The 17,771-nt window shown below is 40.6% G+C and carries 18 protein-coding genes; 11 read left to right on the top strand and 7 right to left on the bottom strand.

Going from position 1 to position 17,771, the window contains the following annotated elements; all coding sequences use genetic code 11:
• The first annotated feature begins 103 nt into the window (after positions 1 to 103).
• From K0S23_RS14190 to K0S23_RS14180, 3 genes are all read left to right on the top strand, one after another.
• A complete protein-coding gene (locus tag K0S23_RS14190) occupies positions 104 to 484 on the top strand; it encodes a GxxExxY protein (protein ID WP_300358657.1) in 381 nt (126 codons plus the stop codon).
• A gap of 203 nt (positions 485 to 687) precedes the next feature.
• Positions 688 to 1,710 (top strand): ferrochelatase, encoded by a 1,023-nt coding sequence (hemH, locus tag K0S23_RS14185; RefSeq protein ID WP_300358655.1) that lies wholly within the window; start codon positions 688 to 690, stop codon positions 1,708 to 1,710.
• A gap of 40 nt (positions 1,711 to 1,750) precedes the next feature.
• The gene (locus K0S23_RS14180; protein ID WP_300358653.1) at positions 1,751 to 2,182 is read left to right on the top strand and encodes a hypothetical protein; all 432 of its coding nucleotides are present in this window, start codon (positions 1,751 to 1,753) and stop codon (positions 2,180 to 2,182) included.
• A gap of 142 nt (positions 2,183 to 2,324) precedes the next feature.
• On the opposite strand, the gene K0S23_RS14175 is transcribed toward K0S23_RS14180, so the two are convergent.
• From K0S23_RS14175 to K0S23_RS14160, 4 genes are all read right to left on the bottom strand, one after another.
• The gene (locus K0S23_RS14175) at positions 2,325 to 3,941 is read right to left on the bottom strand and encodes an ice-binding family protein (RefSeq protein WP_300358650.1); all 1,617 of its coding nucleotides are present in this window, start codon (positions 3,939 to 3,941) and stop codon (positions 2,325 to 2,327) included.
• A 174-nt stretch (positions 3,942 to 4,115) separates the two neighbouring features.
• Entirely contained in the window at positions 4,116 to 4,772 is a 657-nt protein-coding gene (locus K0S23_RS14170; RefSeq protein WP_300358647.1) for a hypothetical protein, read from the bottom strand.
• 26 nt (positions 4,773 to 4,798) lie between these two features.
• Positions 4,799 to 5,536, bottom strand: coding sequence for a ZIP family metal transporter (locus K0S23_RS14165; RefSeq protein ID WP_300358645.1), 738 nt, complete (start codon positions 5,534 to 5,536; stop codon positions 4,799 to 4,801).
• A complete protein-coding gene (locus K0S23_RS14160; RefSeq protein WP_300358642.1) occupies positions 5,533 to 6,276 on the bottom strand; it encodes a class I SAM-dependent methyltransferase in 744 nt (247 codons plus the stop codon). The genes K0S23_RS14165 and K0S23_RS14160 overlap by 4 nt, the downstream gene beginning before the upstream one ends.
• A gap of 175 nt (positions 6,277 to 6,451) precedes the next feature.
• Between K0S23_RS14160 and K0S23_RS14155 the strand changes: the two genes are divergently transcribed.
• From K0S23_RS14155 to coaE, 3 genes are read left to right on the top strand one after another with little or no spacing between them, the layout of a single operon-like run.
• On the top strand, positions 6,452 to 7,009 hold the full coding sequence (locus K0S23_RS14155; RefSeq protein WP_300358639.1) for a SiaB family protein kinase: 558 nt from the start codon (positions 6,452 to 6,454) through the stop codon (positions 7,007 to 7,009).
• 8 nt (positions 7,010 to 7,017) lie between these two features.
• Positions 7,018 to 7,401, top strand: coding sequence for a DUF1987 domain-containing protein (locus K0S23_RS14150; RefSeq protein ID WP_300358636.1), 384 nt, complete (start codon positions 7,018 to 7,020; stop codon positions 7,399 to 7,401).
• Between the two features lie 36 nt (positions 7,402 to 7,437).
• On the top strand, positions 7,438 to 8,013 hold the full coding sequence (gene coaE, locus K0S23_RS14145; protein WP_300358633.1) for a dephospho-CoA kinase: 576 nt from the start codon (positions 7,438 to 7,440) through the stop codon (positions 8,011 to 8,013).
• A 253-nt stretch (positions 8,014 to 8,266) separates the two neighbouring features.
• Here the strand turns inward: coaE and K0S23_RS14140 are convergent, their stop codons facing one another.
• Positions 8,267 to 8,923, bottom strand: coding sequence for a hypothetical protein (locus tag K0S23_RS14140; protein ID WP_300358630.1), 657 nt, complete (start codon positions 8,921 to 8,923; stop codon positions 8,267 to 8,269).
• A gap of 79 nt (positions 8,924 to 9,002) precedes the next feature.
• Here K0S23_RS14140 and K0S23_RS14135 point away from each other — a divergent pair, with 79 nt between their 5' ends.
• Positions 9,003 to 11,123 (top strand): S46 family peptidase, encoded by a 2,121-nt coding sequence (locus K0S23_RS14135; RefSeq protein WP_300358628.1) that lies wholly within the window; start codon positions 9,003 to 9,005, stop codon positions 11,121 to 11,123.
• Positions 11,124 to 11,255: 132 nt separating this feature from the next.
• On the opposite strand, the gene gldC is transcribed toward K0S23_RS14135, so the two are convergent.
• Positions 11,256 to 11,606: a gliding motility protein GldC gene (gene gldC / locus K0S23_RS14130; RefSeq protein ID WP_300358626.1), complete on the bottom strand. Its 351-nt coding sequence runs from the start codon at positions 11,604 to 11,606 to the stop codon at positions 11,256 to 11,258.
• A gap of 99 nt (positions 11,607 to 11,705) precedes the next feature.
• Positions 11,706 to 12,725, bottom strand: a complete 1,020-nt coding sequence (locus tag K0S23_RS14125; protein ID WP_300358624.1) for a hypothetical protein — start codon at positions 12,723 to 12,725, stop codon at positions 11,706 to 11,708.
• A gap of 76 nt (positions 12,726 to 12,801) precedes the next feature.
• On the opposite strand from K0S23_RS14125, the gene K0S23_RS14120 reads away from it, so the two are divergent.
• From K0S23_RS14120 to K0S23_RS14105, 4 genes are all read left to right on the top strand, one after another.
• Positions 12,802 to 13,665, top strand: coding sequence for an outer membrane beta-barrel protein (locus K0S23_RS14120; RefSeq protein ID WP_300358622.1), 864 nt, complete (start codon positions 12,802 to 12,804; stop codon positions 13,663 to 13,665).
• Between the two features lie 81 nt (positions 13,666 to 13,746).
• The gene (nadE, locus tag K0S23_RS14115; protein WP_300358620.1) at positions 13,747 to 14,526 is read left to right on the top strand and encodes an NAD(+) synthase; all 780 of its coding nucleotides are present in this window, start codon (positions 13,747 to 13,749) and stop codon (positions 14,524 to 14,526) included.
• Positions 14,496 to 16,778, top strand: a complete 2,283-nt coding sequence (locus K0S23_RS14110) for a M48 family metallopeptidase (RefSeq protein WP_300358618.1) — start codon at positions 14,496 to 14,498, stop codon at positions 16,776 to 16,778. The genes nadE and K0S23_RS14110 overlap by 31 nt, the downstream gene beginning before the upstream one ends.
• Complete coding sequence (locus K0S23_RS14105; RefSeq protein WP_300358615.1) at positions 16,768 to 17,589, top strand: hypothetical protein; 822 nt, start codon at positions 16,768 to 16,770, stop codon at positions 17,587 to 17,589. The genes K0S23_RS14110 and K0S23_RS14105 overlap by 11 nt, the downstream gene beginning before the upstream one ends.
• Positions 17,590 to 17,771: the final 182 nt, after the last annotated feature.

Below are 17,771 nucleotides of genomic sequence, written 5' to 3'. Positions count from 1 at the left end.
AAATAAAAAAGAGTCACCTACCGGTTGCCTCCAATAAGTTCCAAAGTCAAAAATGTTAAAGAAAATCGTTTTTGATTTGATCTTTTTTTTTAAATTAAAGAGTATGGAACACTATTTACTGAAAGAAGAATGCTACGATATAATAGGATGCTGTATGGAAGTACACAACCATTTAGGAACTGGTTTTTCTGAAATTGTTTACAAAGATGCTTTAGAGTACGAATTAAGAAAAAATCACATTCCTTATGCTCGTGAAGTCAGATATCAGGTAAGATATAAAGATATTGTTTTACCTCATGAGTTTTTTGCTGATTTTGTAGTATTTGACACAATTATCCTTGAATCAAAATGTGTATCCGAAATAGCCAATGCACACTATGATCAACTAATTAACTATTTGGCTGTATCGGGTATGGAAGTTGGCTTGATTGTCAATTTTAAACCGTCCAAATTGCAATATAAAAGAGTCATTCTTACTAGGTAAATTATGAAGATAGAACACAAAATGGACTGCTTTAAGAAATCTGGCTGATCGGTAGACAGCCAAAATATTTGCGTATTTGTGGTGAAAAAAAATGAAATAACAGCGTGTAAGTTTATTCTTAAATCATCTTTGCAAAGAATGATATTCATCAGTTCTTGGTCTTTGCTTTTGTGTTACTTTTGCAGTGCTTTTAAACAAATGTGATGAGTAAAAAAATCGGTGTATTATTGATTCAGTTGGGAACTCCGGATAGTCCGAAAAACAGTGATGTTCGCCGCTATCTGAAAGAATTTTTAATGGATCCCAGAGTCATTGACATCCCGTTTTTCTCCCGCTTACTGCTGGTTCGTGGGATCATCGTTCCATTCCGCACTCCAAAATCAGCGAAGATCTATAAAGAGCTTTGGGACCTGGGTAAGGGAAAATCACCGCTTTTAACCTACACGGAAGAAGTAAAACGCCTGCTCCAAAAACGATTTGATTCGGAAGATGTGACCGTGGAAATGGCTATGCGCTACCAGAATCCTTCCATGGACTCTGTTTTGGAACGTATGCGTTTGGCGAATTACGAGCAAATTATTATTCTTCCGTTATTTCCCCAATACGCAAGCGCTTCGACCGGTTCGGCTGTGGAAAAAGCAATGGAAATCATTAAAAAATGGTGGGTGATTCCTGATGTTAAGATCATTTCCCAATTTTATAATCACGAAGGATATATTGATTCCATTGTAGACAGGGCAAAAGAATTTGATATTGCATCTTATGATAAGATCATGTTTTCATACCATGGTTTGCCGGAAAGACAAGTTGATAAAGTATATGATTCCGGTCTTTGTTCCGATCATGATTGTGAAAAAGGAATTACGGAGGAGAATAAATTCTGTTACAAAGCTACCAGCTATGAGACAACCCGCCTGATTGCCGCTAAACTTGGATTAACTGAAGACCGGTATGTTGTAAGTTTTCAGTCGCGTTTGGATGAAAAGTGGATCCAGCCTTTTTCGGATAAGGTTATCGAACAATGGGGAAAAGAAGGAAAGAAACGCGTGCTTGCTTTTAGCCCTGCATTTGTGGCGGATTGTTTGGAAACCCTGATTGAGATCGGTGGTGAATACCAGGAGATCTTTGAGGAACATGGAGGAGAAAAAGTGCAGTTGGTTCCCAGCTCCAATGATCATCCGAGGTTTATTGATTGTTTGGAGGATTTAGTGAGAAGCAATTCGTAAGGATAAAATATTAAATTTGAACCGCTTAACAACTTATATCATGAAACAACTTTTTATTATTGCACTAGGTCTTTTAATTCTGTCAACATCTTATTCCTGTAAAAGAAAAGGATGTACTTATGATACTGCAACCAATCACAGTTCGAAAGCAAAAAAGGATGATGGAAGCTGTGAATTTGAATCACGTGTATCCTTTTGGTTTAACCAGAGCACTTCCAATTTTTTGGTAAGTTATGGTGTGACAACCCTGCACATCTATGTGGATGACCAGGCTGTAGGAGAAATCAACGTTTCAGACTGGAAAATAGGTGCGGATTGCGGTGGAAATAACTTAACTATACCAACCAACTATACCGAAACTGAAACAAAAGTATACCAGTATGAAGCGCGGTCACAAACCGGGACTTTACATTTTGAGGGAACGTTCACAGCGTCTCCAAATGAATGCCTGAGTGTTGAATTGAAGTGGTGATGTTACTATTCTGCTTGTTCCAGGTTTAAAGTATCGAAAGATTATTAACTCTTCTGATTACAAAAATTCAAACAAAAGACCAATAAAAAACCACCCTTTGTTTTGCAAAGGATGGCTTCTCGAATTAGTTAGTAACTGAGTGTTATTGAGCAGTCAGTTTTCCTGTCTGAACAGTCACACCGTTATTCATCAGTTTGTAATAATAAACCCCGGAAGGTAAGCGGTCTGTTTCCAGGTTTGTTTTCTTACCTGTAATTACAGTTTTTAATTGCTCTGCTCCAAGCATATCGTAGATATGCAGTTCCGAATTGTTCACAAGACTTTCATCCGCGAATTCGATTGTTGTATAATCCGTAAAGGGATTCGGGTAAACCGAAATGATATTTGCATCTTCAAGTGAAGTAAGTCCTAAAGTCGCACAATTCGTCGGGATCATCGTTGCAATAGCTATGGATGAATTGGTAGATAAGGCCCCTGCGGTTATTAGAGCTCTGCCGTCAAGCAGAACACCGGAATTTCCGATTGCTGCATTGTTGCAAATAAGTGTTCCTCTGAAGATGGAATTGGTACTGATATCCGCTGCGCCTTCTACCTTCCAGTAAACATTTTTCGATTGTGCACCATTTATTAATACGATGTTCGAATTTGTACCGGTCGTGAGTGCTCCATTTACCTGGATGATAAATACTGCATCTGCATTATCCATTGCATTGAGATACAAAGTATCTGTCAATGTAGCTGCAGCATCCATTAAGTATGTATGCGGAGTTAAAACCAGGTTGTGTCCAAACTGTGCGGGATACAACAACTCGATATCATAAGGAAGTGCGTTGACATAATTGTACATTAAAAGCAGGTCGGAAGCACATTGTGCCGTAGAACCATCCGGAACAGTGTGAAGCATTCCATCAATAAATGCGGGGTTGTAGCCAGTCGGTGCATCCGTATTACTACCAACGTCTCCGGTAACATACGTTGTTCCCGTATTGGCAATAGCACCGGTGGAAGAAAATAAACCGTAGCAGGCAGTTGCACCGAGTTGAGGTGCAGTAGGACCATTGAGTGCAGGGCTTCCGCATCCAATCGGCGTGTAAGCCATCGTTCCGTTGAGCGTAACTGCACCTGCCGTAGAAAGTGCGCGTCCCTGAAGAGTATCTCCGATTGTCATGTCAATTGCGGCATTGTTTGCAATGATCGTTCCGCACATATACGTTCCCGAAGCCAGATTCACCGCTCCTTCAACTTTCCAAAAAACGTTGCATGCCTTTGCGTCATTAATAAGCTTCACTTTCGTTGCTGCCCCGGTAGATAAAGTTCCTCCCTGGATTCTGAAAATAAATACTGCATCCGGATCGTTTTGTCCGTCAAGGGTAAGTGTGCCGTTAATAGTTGTGTTTCCTGAAATCGAATGAACTCCTGCGAAAAGTGTTTGTCCACTTCCCAATGAAGCTGCCGGCGAATTGGTAGTAACGGCAAGGTCAAGCTGGTTATATGCAGCCAGAAGATCTGCAGCACATTGAGCAGTAGCACCATCACCATTGTGCATGGTACCATTTACATTACCGAAGCCGGTTACCGGACCATTGTTCGAGCCAACATTGCCCGTGATTTGTGACAAACCTGTATTGGTTACGGCACCTGAAGTAGAGAAAAGTGAAAAGTTTGCGGCAGTGCCAAGAGTGGGAGCTTGTGCATCAGTCGTAGATACGAACGCCCACATAGCAATACCTGTAAGTATTGAGGGTAACTTATTTATCATAAAGTTGGATTAATAGCGAAAGAATATTCGCCTTCGGTGAAGGTATGCTATTAATTGAGTAATAAGTTACATAAATCACTGATTACAGGATATTCCATATTCTAACGACATCTTACCTGATGATCGTTCAGTGAAAAGCAGAAATTAAATCCGCAAAGCGTATTTCGTTGAATCTTATTTTACCTCAGCCTCCATTTTATCCAGAGCACCTGCACCAAACTGATCGTTCGACCATTTGTATACCGGAAGTCCCTTTTTCAGTTGTACGAATGTAGGGAAATGTCCTTCGGCTAATTTCACGGATGCTTCGATATCTTTTGCTAGTTCGATGTCGAAATCCCCGGCTATCAATTCCCTGTACAAGCTTATTTTTTGCTCGTCTCTGGTACAAACGGAAAAAAGCATTTGAATGTTTGGGTTGCGTTTTTTGATCAATTTTAAACGGGTAATGGATTCCATACAAAAAGGACAATCGGGAATTGTGACGATCAGTAAATCATACTTTTCATCCGCTTTAACGGTGCTTTCTTTTATTTCTGTGCCTTCGGAGCTGAAATCACCTTCAAAAATCGGGTGCATGGCAAATCCGACTGCAAACGGAGCTGCGAAAAGGATCAGCCCGATCAGTAACCTGGCAATCCGGGATTTGATCTTAAATCCTTTTGAGAAAGAATAAGCCAGTAGGATTCCACCGATTGCCAAAGTCAGGTAAGGCAATAGTTTGGACATTGTCCATGAAAACCCATTAAGCAATAAAGTGAATTCAAAAGATTTAAAAGCGAATAGTGTTATTCCGCAAATGATAAGTATAAGTGAGAAGAGTATTTTCATGTTGATTTTTTATGTGAAATTAAAAATTATATCAAACCGACACTCAAACCGACACCCAATAATATGGCGGTAAGCTTGGCAAGATTGAAGCGATGATTTTCATTCGTTTCAAAAATAATCGTCGTGGAAATATGAAGAAACATTCCAACTACCAGTGCCAGCAGGATATCCATAAACGGAATCGATGAATCCATTGGGATAAGTGTCCCGAATATGAGTCCGAGCGGTGTCATCAAACCGAATACGATCAGTAAGATCCAGGAAGTACTGGATTTGATCAGGGATTTTCGTAACAAGGTCATTAATGCAATTGCAACCGGCAACTGATGCAGGATGATTCCCAGTAAAAGTGAATCGTGGTGATGCCCGATAAGGTGATCGTGATCATGGGCATGTAAATCCGTATTTGCCAAAGGGATTCCTTCTATGAAGGAGTGAATGCTCAGTGAGATCAATAGGCCATAAGGAATCTTTTTATTGGCATGTGCGTGAATATGTCCGTGCTCAATTCCGCCGGAGAAATATTCCAGGAATAACTGTACTAGAAAGCCCACCAGGACCCAAACTCCGATCGAAGTATGTTGTTCGGCATATAGTTCGGGTAAGAAATGAATAAAAGCAATTGCCAGCAGAAAACCTCCGCTAAAGGCGAGGGAAAGTTTGATGAACTTAGCCTGGTTCTTTTTTTCCAGGAAAACCACAAGGAATCCACCTATCAGAACGGATAGGATCAAAAAGAAAATGGTCATGATTAATTCGCTCATTTCTTTTGGCAAATAAGTATTAAACGGTCAGATTGTTCCAGATCGAAAGCTTCCAGTTTGTAATTTCCGGCCAATTGCAGAATCTCAAAATGTGCATCCGACAGTAATTTTTGAAAATCACGAAGCTCGAGGACTTGCACTTTTTCCTGGAAGAAATAGGATTTACCATCGTGCTCAAAAGCGATCGTTTTAATGATCCTTCCGTTAACGACCTCCTTTTTGATGTGAAACAGGATATCACACTTTTTGATTTCCTGGCGAAAACGCAGATCCCTGACAACCTTGTGGGCATTCATGAAATCGATCACCAGTATTCCCGGTTCAATAAGTGCATCGTGTACGCTTTTCAGAACCAGGGCATTCTGACTCATATCTTCGAAGTACCCGAAACTGGTGAACAGGTTGAAAATATACTGATACTTATCATCCAGTTTTTCACGCATATCGTGCACGAAAAAAGTGAGACTCGCATCCGAATGTTTTTTTGCTTCTTCGATGCTGTTGGGAGACAAGTCGCAGCCCGAAACTTTTAATCCGTGTGAAGCCAAAGCCCTGGAATGCCTTCCTGCGCCGCAAGCCAGGTCCAAAGCACTTGCTCCAGGTTCGGGATTGAGTAATGCTACCAGGTTGTTCAAAAACTCATTGGCTTCCTGCTCATTTCGCTCATCGTATAACACATGATAGAACGGGGAGTCAAACCACGTTGAGAACCATTCCTTTTGCTTGTCTAAATGCATCATTGTTGCAAAAGTACAAAAACTTGTAAGAATCACAAGGGTTTTTAGGGCTGAAAGTTGGGCAGGTACTCAGTTAATGAATCCCAATTGATAATTCTACCATCTGCTCATTTTTTTCGGCGAATAGCAATTTTAGTTCGATAGGATTATTATATTTGTTGCACTTCGAAAACTAACAATGATAAAAAACGATATCTACGAACTATACCAGACAATGGAACGAGAAAATATCTTGTTGTCGTTTAAAGGTGTAGTCACTTCGGAATTGTTATCATCTGTACTTTCGATTATGGAGTCGAAAATGGATTACATGGACGAATCCCCGAAATTGAAGAAGAAAGTTTTCAACGTTCTGGTTGAATGTTTGCAAAACCTCTATCATCATATTGATTCCAATGAAGAACAAGACCGGAACATGACGCGAATCGAGGTGAAATCCGCCTTATTCATGATCGCGAAGAAGGATGATCATTTTGTCATCAGAACCGGAAATTACATTGATAAGGAAAGCGCTCTTGACCTGGAAAAGCGTTTGGATACGATCAATGGAATGGATAAAGACGAATTAAAAAAATATTATCAGGAAGTGCTGAGTAACGGAACCCTGTCGGAGAAAGGAACAGCAGGTCTTGGAATGATTGATATTGCAAGAAAATCAGGGAATAAACTGGAATACCAGTTTTTACCAATAAATGATGTAAATAGTTTTTTCTGTTTGAACATAAAAATCGATTAATTAAGAATATGGAAAATTTACACCTAGAAGGATCAGCAAAAACACCTTCGATCCATTTTGATGCCGCTACTGGAAAACTTGAGTTGAAAGGTCGTTCTATTCCTGAAAACTCAGTGGAATTTTACAAACCCTTGAATGATTGGATCGATGCCTATGGAAAGGATCCTATCGGAGAAACATCTGTTGATGTGAAACTGGAATATTTTAACACCTCTTCTTCCAAGTGCATTTTGGACTTGTTTAAAAAATTGGAAGCTATTTCCGGTTCTAAAACCAAAGTTGTAGTGAACTGGTTTTTTGAGGAAGATGATGAAGATATGGAAGAAGCTGGCCAGGACTACCAGGCAATTATCAGCTTGCCTTTCAATATCATTGAAGTAGAAGAAATTTAATTTGAATCCTCCGTCAGCTAACGGAGGATTTTTTTTATGCCAAAAACAATCGGTATAACAGGAGGGATCGGTTCCGGAAAGTCAATTGTATCCAGGATCTTACAATTGATGGGATATCCCGTGTACTCATCTGATCAGCGGGCAAAAGAGATCATGCAGGAGGACCAGCCACTGATTGCAGATCTGAAAAAGCTATTCGGAGAAGAAGCTTACCAGGATTCAAACTTAAACCGCCCTTATATCGCAGCTCAGATCTTCCGGGATGACTCCAAAAGAACAGCCATGAATGAATTGGTTCATCCGGCTGTAAGAGCAGATTTCCAAAACTGGGTAAAACAGCAAAAATCACCCGTCGTATTCCAGGAATCGGCCTTGTTGTTTGAAACCGGAAGTTATAAACTATTCGATGGTGTTATTTTAGTGAGTGCCCCCGAAGAAGTCCGGATGAAACGCGTGAAAGAACGCGATCAATTGTCAGACCAGCAGGTTCAGGCGCGATTCAATGCACAAATGCCAGAAGAAGAAAAAATGAAACTGACCGACCTGGTGATTCAAAATGACGGAAATCACTTACTGGTTCCGCAGATCCTGAATCTATTGAAAAGAATGTAATTCGTTCCCGGTTTTAGTACCTGTATTAATCCACCGTTGCAGATTTCTTAGACATTACTTCGCTTTCTTAGTGATAAAAATTAGGTTAATTGAACCGCAAAGAATGTAAGAGCGCGGAGGATATGCATAAACTTTGCGTCCTTTTTCTTCTCTAGCGGTTTAATAATAAGGAGGCTACACCGAAGGTGGAGATTGAATGACCGATTCTCCTAGTGTTCTTTGTGCTCTCCGTGGGCAATAATTTTGAGTGATCCTATTCTACCTCTTCGTAATCGTCGAAATCATTATCCCGGCTATCGTTACGGCGGTTTGGATTTTGATCGTGGTTCTGGTTTCTTCCGAAAGCTTTTCCTGAAAAGATTACACTCAAGGCATTGAACATACGAAGCAGCATTCCGATGGTAAAGAAAAAACCGACGATCTTGAATATGAACCCGAAGATCGGTGTGCTCTCAATATCTATAATACTTTTGTAAAACCAGTTGGAAATGGTATTTGCCGCAAATTCAGGTTTCCATAACAGGAACCCGAATACGGCCATAGCCAGTGCAACAATTCCGAATTCCATGCCCATTTTGGGTTTAGGACCTTCAGTCAGCCTTCTTCCCTGGATTTGAATCGACATCATTGCCTTGAATTGCATATTCTGGACCTTTCCGATAAAATACATCAGTAAAATGAGTCCAGTAGTAATGGAAGTAGACAGGTTTCCGTTGGGATTATCCGTACAGAAAAGAATTGCTACATCTGCAATAAGTAAATACTGAAGGGTTTTAAAAGCCAATCCAAGCGGGTAGGACATTGGTACACCACCGCGAAGCAAGACAAATCCGAATTTTAAAATTCCCCAAATGAAACTGAAAATCGCTAATATGACTCCCAGTCGAAAAATTAAACTGATAAATTCCACAAAGCAAAAATGCGAAAAAGGGTTGAATCTAACAACACGTTTTGGCAGGGTATTGGTATATTTGACCAAAATTGTGAATATGAAAAATTACTTGGTTGGTTTTATAGTATTTCTAAGCTTTGCTCTTCGTGCAGAAGAGGGTATGCTTATTCCTTCTTTGCTTCAGGCTTTCGAATCTGATATGAAGGCAAAAGGAATGAAACTTTCGGCTGCGGATATCTATTCTGTTAACAATGCTTCCCTGAAGGATGCAATTATGCATTTTGGCGGTGGATGTACTGCCGAATTGGTTTCGGAAAAAGGATTGCTGCTGACCAATCACCACTGTGGTTTGGATGCTGTTCAAAGACATTCGTCGACAGAACACGACTACCTGAAAAACGGTTTTTGGGCGAAACAGTTTAGTGATGAACTTCCGAATGCCGGACTCACTGCTACACGGATCGTTCGCATTGAAGACGTTACGGAAGCGATGATGTTTGGAATCCAGGGATTGGAAGATGGAAATAAGATCGGGGAGGTCCTGAAAAGAAACATGCAGAAACTGATTGAAGACGCAACAAGAGGCACGCATTATCAGGCAGATGTTCAGGCTTTTGATTACGGAAACAGCTTTTACCTGATGGTAAAGGAAGTTTTCAAGGATGTGCGCCTGGTGGGGGCTCCTCCAAGTTCTATCGGAAAGTTTGGTGGCGATACGGATAACTGGGTTTGGCCAAGACATACGGGCGATTTCTCTGTTTTTCGTATCTATGCAGGTAAAGACAATAAACCGGCTGATTACAGCACGGAAAATGTTCCCTATACTCCGATCAAACATTTGAAGATTGCTTTCAACGACAGAAAAAAGGGAGATTTCACAATGGTTTATGGTTTCCCCGGACAAACCGAACAGCATTTGACATCCGGAAACCTGAAGTATTATATCGAGAAACAAAGACCGATGGAAATCGATATGCGTACGAAAAGCCTGGGTGTGATCAATGAAGCAATGACCAAATCCGATTTAACCCGGATTCAATACATGGCAAAACAAGCCCGCATAGCAAATGCGTGGAAAAAATACATCGGTCAGATCGACGGATTGAAACAATTGGATGCTGTTTCCTTAAAGAAGAAATTTGAAGCGGAATACATTGCAAAAGCAAATTCAAAGGATGAATGGAACCGTTATGGACCGCTAATTGACCGGATGAATAAATTGGTTGAGGAGAAAGGAGTCTACGAATTCAATTACACCTTGTTTGTCGAATACCTGTTCGTGGGGCCTGAGTATTTCCGTCTCGCAAGAGGCATGGAAGACCTGGAACGAAATTATGGCAAATACCGTGCGACCAATGAACTGGATGCAAAAGTTCAGGCGATGATCAAAGGCGCCGATAATTTCTTTAAGAATTACGATGTAAATGTAGATAAGGGAATCTTTGACGTTCTGACACCAACTTTCAAAAATTACCTGGACCAGCGATTTGTTGTTCCATCTTTAAATAACGCAAAGCTTTCAGAGGCAATTTATTCAAAATCGATTTTTGTAAACAAGGAAAAATATGTTGCCTTCTTAAGCAAGTTAACGGAAAAGTCCTTTTCAAAACTGGCAAAAGATCCCGGATACAAATTGTTTGTGGAAAGCTTTTCTCTGATGCGCAGCGAAATCGCTGCAGGTTCAAATGACTACAATATTGAGATGGATGCTTTGCTGAAAGATTTTGTTGAGGGGAAATTAAAAATGTTCCCTGATGGAAAGAACTGGCCGGATGCAAACTCTACTTTGCGCGTGACGTATGGTTTACTGGAAGGTTCTGCCCCAGTGGATGGAATGGCTTATACCGAGCATACGACGCTTAAAGGAATGATCGACAAGCACAGTACCGGGAATCCGGATTTTGACCTGGATCAGCGCATGATCGATTTGTATAAGGCAAAGAATTATGGGAATTATTCCCAAAACGGAGAGCTTTGGGTGTGCTTTACAGGTTCAAATCATACAACCGGTGGGAATTCGGGATCTCCTGTCCTGGATGCGAACGGGAATCTGATGGGATTGAACTTCGACAGAAGCTGGGAAAGTACAATGAGTGATTTTTACTTCGACCCGAATCGCTGCAGAAACATTGTGGTGGATATCCGCTATGTTATGTGGGTAATAGACGTGTATTGCGGCGCGAAGCATTTGGTGGACGAAATGGTATTGGTGAAATAGATTTCAGGATATTAAGACATCAAGATGTTAGGACTGGATCTGAGTCCAAAAAAGCCTTTGGATTTCCAAAGGCTTTTTTATTTGCGGATACTAAGTCCTAAGATCTTAAAATCCTGAAGTCTTAAAGTCTAATTATTTCTCTGGCAATATATCCATCTTCTCTGCGAAGTGGTAGCAATAATCCCTTAAATCTTCGGAGATCAAATTTTCACCAGTTGCTTTTTCGAAAGTATCAGCCATTGTAAGCAGCGTCTGATGAAAGAACTGTTTCATTTCCTCAACAGACATATCTTTTGTCCAAAGGTCAATTTTCATCGTATTGTTGTCTTCCGGATTCCACAAGGAAAGCATCATTGCTTTTGCCGGGGCATTTGTAATTCCGCCATCATCAGCGGTCCAGTGCATTTCTAAAGGTAAGTTGTTTGCGTTAAGCCCAATTTGAACAGTTATTGAAGATTGTTTGCTTACTATTTCTTCTTCCATTTTTGTTGTGTTATGAATGTTTTGCAAAATTAGTTATTCGAGAACAAAGTTGTGTATGTCAAACAAGAGTATCTGCAACTATTGCCTGAGTACTGTTGCCTAGTCCTCTATTTCGTATTCTGATAATAATTCGTTGTAAGGTTTTTTGAGAAGTTCCTGTAAAGTTACATCATATTGTTCCAGATAACTGCAAACAATCCGGTATCCTAAAAATTGTCCGAGCCGATCCGGACCTTTTTGATCGAAGCCCGAAGTGAACGGTGCCTCCTGTAAAAATGCAGCCTGGTCGGTCTCACTTTTGATGAACAGCTTATTTTGTTTTACGATGGATTCCCAAAAAGAGCGCTCATGGTCTAGTGCCCACTGATAATCCGCAGCATTATATCTGAGCAGGATGTGTTCCTCCAGTTGGGGTAAAGCCGCTTTTGTGAGATACAGGATCTTTCCCCACTGGATCATTGCTTCCATGTTATTCATGTCTTTTCCGGGCTCACATATATGAGTCATGATCCAGGCACAAAGCGCATCCCGTTCAAGGTATTCCGGCTCCATGGCTTCTTTGATCCATTCATAAAAAACATCAGGCGGAAGTTCTTTTATTACATCGGTATTTGATCCCAGGTAACGTTCCAATCCAACTCCGATTTCATTCTTTGTACAGTACATGCTGGAGGAGAAAAAGGAATTCATGAAAACCACTGTTTTCGGCAGTTTAGCTTCAGGCAGGTGAATATGAATGCGTTTGAAACCATCCTCGATGATTTTTTTTGAATCAGCAGGGGTTGGAAATTTTTCATCGATTCTTTCAGACAACCTTTTGTAATACGGATTGTGGGTCAGGTCTGCCCAGTTTACCTGGAATACACTGTCTTTGGGCAAGCCCGTTTTGTAACAGTAATAGAATTGATAATCGATGATCTCGGGTATTTTTTGAGATAACTCGCTGACTTTCGAATCTAATCTTTCTTCAGGAGTGTGTTTAATCGTACTGTCCAGTTGAATGCTTTCCAATTGATAAGTACTTCCAGAAATATCAACCTCCAACAGATCATCGGAACAGGATTGGAGTAAAAGCAACCCGGAAACGAATAATAAAGAGTGTAATCCTGTTTTTCGCATAAATTTCATATTGGTCAAAAATAATCATTCTAGTCTCAATGAAAGAAACTATATTTGATTCACTTTTATATAACTTATGAAAAGATTAATAGTAACATGTTTAGCTGTAAGTATCTCAGCTTCAATTTTCGCTCAGGAGGCTACGGATAAGAAAGTGAATATGGGAATTGCCTATCAATTAGGCCTGAATTTCACGAAACCGGGAACCAAACGAATTGAAAAAGACGGTGTTGGTGTGCAAAACGCCTTTGGTTTAAATATCAACTTCAACTTCAATGACAATATCGGTTTTGCAACTGGATTGGAATTTGATTTCGAATCGTATCGCATTGGCATGACCACACTGAATGGATCGAACTATTATTTGTATAGTGACAGTAAGATCATCCAGGAGGAAGATCTGAACGGTGATGAAAGCAACATGAGTAAGTACCAGGTTTTTGAACTTACCGGAAGAAAGTATAAGAATATCTATGTAACGATTCCAACGATGCTGATCTTTAGAACAAATGCATTGGGTGATTTCCGTTACTATGGAAAATTCGGAGCAAGAACGAGTTTCCTGGTTAAATCCACTAAAATAGACCAGGGAAATATTTTCGGTAACGGTGCTACAGGAGATGATATTGATATGATCGAAGCAGGATCACCGCTTTATCCGTCAACAAGTTCTGAAATGGAAGGAATGAAAACACCTTACGGAAACGACGTAAGTGCTATTCGTTGCTCTTTAGGTGTAGCAGGTGGTGCTCAATGGACATTCACAGGAAGCACGATGTTGTTTGCCGAACTTGGATTTTATTACGGGTTAACACCGATCAATATTGAAGGTAGCGGAAAAAACAAAACATTATTCAACAGGAATCCTGGTTCAAGCGATTATTTTGGCTTGAAAACCACGCAAACTCAGTTTTGTTTGAAAATTGGAATTTTGTTCTAAATAAATACAAGATTAGTTCTTAGAAATCCCGTTTCGGCTTAGCCGGGACGGGATTTTTTTTTATTTTTACTATCGAGATTTATGGAAAAGGAACTACAAGTAATCGATTATATATCAAATTGGTTGAAACAATACGCATTAGATGCAGGAGTAAACGGGTTTGTTGTCGGCATATCCGGAGGAGTAGACAGTGCAGTTACTTCGGCTTTGTGCGCAAGAACAGGAATGAAAGTACTGGTCCTGAATATGCCGATCCGTCAGCCAAAGGCCGAATTGAGCAGGGCTACTGAACACATTGACTGGTTGCTGACTAATTTTTCCAATGTTGAAGCGCAAACAATTGATTTAACGGATACCTTTCACCATCTTGAGAAAACATTTCCTTCCCGTACAGTTGAAAACCACCTTGCAATGGCAAACTCCAGGGCAAGATTAAGAATGACAACTTTGTATGCCTTAGGTCAGACTCACGGACTTTTGGTTACCGGAACCGGGAATAAAATTGAAGATTTCGGAGTGGGCTTTTTCACCAAGTACGGTGATGGAGGAGTGGATCTGAGCCCGATAGCTGATCTGACCAAAACAGAGGTGTTTGAATTAGCCGGCGCACTAAATATTGTCGATTCTATTTTAACTGCAAAACCTACGGATGGTTTATGGGAAGACGGACGTTCCGATGAAGATCAGATAGGAGCTACTTACCCGGAACTGGAATGGGCGATGGATTTTAATGGAAACGAAGAAACATTGAATCAACGCCAAAAAGAGGTTCTGGCAATTTACCGGAAACTGAATAAGGCCAATAAGCACAAAATGGAACCGATTCCAGTTTGTTTACTTCCGGAGAATATCAAATGCTGAGTTGCGGAAAAATACTTTTTGCGGGCTTTTTGATCGTTTTCTTTCAGTCAGCTGCCCAAACAGATTTTAATCACTACCAATCCCTGCGCAGTAAAGGCCCGGTCCCAAAAGATTTCTCCAATCCTACATTAACCAAAATTAAACAGGACGACAGGACAGACCTGAAATCATTGAGCCCGAGAAAAAGGGAGTTCTTTGTTGAACAGATCAATTATTCCATTGACGAAATTTTACATTCCGGAAATGTGACCTTTGGTGATACCCTCAGCACTTATCTGCAGAACCTGGGAGACAGGCTTATTGCCGGGGAAAGTGATCTGGAAGGAAAATTGCGCTTTTATGTTTACAATTCTACTGAAGCAAATGCTTTTTCAACACGGCAGGGAATTGTTTTTGTTACAACCGGATTGATTGCCCAGCTGACTTCCGAAGCCCAATTGGCCTTCGTATTATCGCATGAAATCATTCATTACCAGGAACACCACGTGCTGGATCTTTTTGAATACGCAAGTAAAGAAAAGTTCTATTCTTATAACGAAAAGGCTCGTTTTTTAAGCAATTACTCAAGAGAAAATGAACTGGAAGCAGATCGTTTGGCTGTTAAAATGGTTCATGATGCAGGATACAGGTCGGGTGAAATAAATAAAACCTTCGATGTCCTCTTATATTCGTATTTGCCCTTCGAAGAAATAAAACTGGATAAAACCTATTTCAATACGGATGAAATGTACGTTCCGGATATGTATTTTGATTTCAAACGAAATGAAATTTCAGCAAAGTTTAAATACAATGACTACCTGATGTCTCACCCGAACCTGGCAAAAAGAAAGGAACAGGTTTCCACTCAAATAGCGACATTTAAAGATTGGGAAAAGGAGATCTTGTATAATGACAGCCTTCAGTTTTTCTACATCCGCGATATTGCCAGGTTTGAATATGTCTTAAACAAGGTTTATGCGGAGGAACCTATTGAAGCACTTTATGCGATTTATATCCTGGAGAAAAAACACCCGGAATCGGCCTTTTTAAGGAATGCTAAGTCACAGGCCTGGCTGGATATTATGAAATCTTCCATTAAGAAAGAGACCTTCAGTTATGCCACGAGCTCATACTCCATAAACCGTAAAAAAACAAAGTTCTACGAAGGACAAATTTCCGTCCTGAATCATTTCATTTCTACGCTTCCGAAAGCCGGGAAACTTGCAATGGGTTTGCGGATCATTTACGATACGTATCATGCGGATACCAGTAATTTGGTCGCAAAGAAGTGTTACGAAACCGCCGTTCACTTATTGGTCAAAAGCGATGACTTTGAGATGAGTAAATTTTCATCGAAAAACTTCAATGAAACCCTTGCTTACCAGAAAGAATTAAAGCAGGACACTTCTTCCAGGTCCAAACTGCATTCAGCAGAATGGGATAAGTATGCCGTGATTGAAAATCAATCCAAAGGCGTAACAGAGGATTTCGGGATCGATTCGGCCAAATTTTACATGTACGGAATTTCTGATATTCTCCGGGACAGCAATTTTGTAAAGAAATTCGGGCAGTTCTCGGTAGGGAAAAGCAAGCTTGACAAGGATAAGGATGAATTTAATTTAATGACGGATGCCGAACAGGAGAACCTCGAATATTTCAAGTACGACGAGGAAGTTCATTTGAATATGGATTCCATGCTCTTGTTCCAGCCTGCAATTTTTGAGACTACAAGATCAACTGAAATTGACGTGTACAAAACCTTCCGGACAAAGGAGTTGGTTTTCAGGGAGATTTATGAAAATGCTGCCGATTTAAACATTCATGTAGAAAGTTTAAGCCTGAAAGATCTGGAAACATTAAGCGCGGAAGACTGGAATAACTACTCGATGCTGCAGCGCAGTCTGACACGTGCAATTACGGATCATGAAAACGATTATTTCGTGTTAGATGTTCCGGGACTAAATGATATAAAGGCAAAGTTTAAAACGGAGAAATTATTGTTTTTTGAATACGAACATAAATACGCTCCGGAACTTTATGCGGGTAATATAGCATTGTTTACTGTATTGCTTCCAGTTGGCTTGGTATACTTTCCAATAGCGATTCTTTCAGGGCATTACTCGGACTGGCAATTCTATGTTCTTGATTTGAAAACGGGAGAAGTGGTTTTGGACAGATCATATTATGTCAATGAGCCTGCGTCCAAACACAGCATCGGTTCGAGGTTGAATGGCATGTTTAACCAATTAAAACAGGCGAAAAATGACTATTAAAAAAGGACTTCTTTTCTGCCTGGTATTCTGTGCGTCATTTTCAAATGCCCAGGAGGTAGGTTATTATGGTCGCCGGATTTTTCTGGAACTGGACGGACAAGGCCAGTTTCCGCTCCTGCAGAACATTTTTGGAGAACGCAAAGGCTATGTTTCCAAAAAGGGAACGCTGAACAGATCTTACAACCTGCTTGATGTAGCATATAGAGCCAGTTTAAATATTGCAATCACGGAATCGGTGGGCTTCGGATTAGAATTCTCGCAACGTTTTTACCAGGTGAATTTGCAGTCAAGAGATGAAATTACCCGGAATTACAAAGATTCCACTGGAACGATGATCACGGAATATGCATCGGCAAAAGTGGCGTATCTTCCCATCCGGGAAAGCATTTTCATGCCCAAAGTTCTGATCTCATTAAATGACAGCCGGGTTCCTTGTGGTTTTGCAAGTGAAATTGGGGTGGGTTATTCACTCATTCAATTTCCCGACAGGAATTTGGAAGTGGAGCTGATGGACCCGCAGCTTCCCGGTCAAACTGCACAGGTAAAAGACAAATTGCTGGATTCACAGGCAGAGGAATTCCGGGGATTGGTTTTTATGTACGGTTTTAGAATGAATTACCCGCTTACAAAGCGAATCCTGTTTCATGTTGGTCTCCGCTACCAATATGCCTTTCAATTCAGCAGGAAAAAATTCCGGGCAATGGAAGAATCCGAATATTGGTTCTCAGGAAGAGAGATCTGGTCGAAAGTAAACCTCAGAAGACAGCTCGGTATCATTAGTTTAGGCACCGGACTTACGTTTACACTATAAGGGTGCCTTCGACTTCCATTGACGCTTCGGTCAAGGTTTTCAACGCTCAGTCACCCTAATTCTCACTTTTAAAGTGCGTAAATTTCGAATTTCCCTTTTGGAGGTCAGATGTCCCGATAGCTATCGGGACTAATGAGTGTCAGACTCCGTCAGAGGAGATAAAGGCGCAGGATAGGTCAAAT

This window comes from Fluviicola sp. (assembly GCF_029266855.1).
Classification (GTDB): Bacteria; Bacteroidota; Bacteroidia; order Flavobacteriales_D; family Crocinitomicaceae; genus Fluviicola.
Note: the sequence above shows the minus strand (reverse complement) of the source record. Positions and strands in the feature narration are given on the sequence as shown.

Bases quoted from the DNA above. Each gene is read 5' to 3' on its own strand.
- K0S23_RS14105 (WP_300358615.1), top strand. From the start codon at position 16,768: ATGACTATTAAAAAAGGACTTCTTTTCTGCCTGGTATTCTGTGCGTCA.
- K0S23_RS14170 (WP_300358647.1), bottom strand. From the start codon at position 4,772: ATGAAAATACTCTTCTCACTTATACTTATCATTTGCGGAATAACACTA.
- K0S23_RS14180 (WP_300358653.1), top strand. From the start codon at position 1,751: ATGAAACAACTTTTTATTATTGCACTAGGTCTTTTAATTCTGTCAACA.
- nadE (WP_300358620.1), top strand. From the start codon at position 13,747: ATGGAAAAGGAACTACAAGTAATCGATTATATATCAAATTGGTTGAAA.
- K0S23_RS14135 (WP_300358628.1), top strand. From the start codon at position 9,003: ATGAAAAATTACTTGGTTGGTTTTATAGTATTTCTAAGCTTTGCTCTT.
- K0S23_RS14160 (WP_300358642.1), bottom strand. From the start codon at position 6,276: ATGATGCATTTAGACAAGCAAAAGGAATGGTTCTCAACGTGGTTTGAC.
- coaE (WP_300358633.1), top strand. From the start codon at position 7,438: ATGCCAAAAACAATCGGTATAACAGGAGGGATCGGTTCCGGAAAGTCA.
- K0S23_RS14125 (WP_300358624.1), bottom strand. From the start codon at position 12,725: ATGCGAAAAACAGGATTACACTCTTTATTATTCGTTTCCGGGTTGCTT.
- K0S23_RS14120 (WP_300358622.1), top strand. From the start codon at position 12,802: ATGAAAAGATTAATAGTAACATGTTTAGCTGTAAGTATCTCAGCTTCA.
- K0S23_RS14155 (WP_300358639.1), top strand. From the start codon at position 6,452: ATGATAAAAAACGATATCTACGAACTATACCAGACAATGGAACGAGAA.
- K0S23_RS14150 (WP_300358636.1), top strand. From the start codon at position 7,018: ATGGAAAATTTACACCTAGAAGGATCAGCAAAAACACCTTCGATCCAT.
- K0S23_RS14190 (WP_300358657.1), top strand. From the start codon at position 104: ATGGAACACTATTTACTGAAAGAAGAATGCTACGATATAATAGGATGC.
- K0S23_RS14175 (WP_300358650.1), bottom strand. From the start codon at position 3,941: ATGATAAATAAGTTACCCTCAATACTTACAGGTATTGCTATGTGGGCG.
- K0S23_RS14165 (WP_300358645.1), bottom strand. From the start codon at position 5,536: ATGAGCGAATTAATCATGACCATTTTCTTTTTGATCCTATCCGTTCTG.
- hemH (WP_300358655.1), top strand. From the start codon at position 688: ATGAGTAAAAAAATCGGTGTATTATTGATTCAGTTGGGAACTCCGGAT.
- gldC (WP_300358626.1), bottom strand. From the start codon at position 11,606: ATGGAAGAAGAAATAGTAAGCAAACAATCTTCAATAACTGTTCAAATT.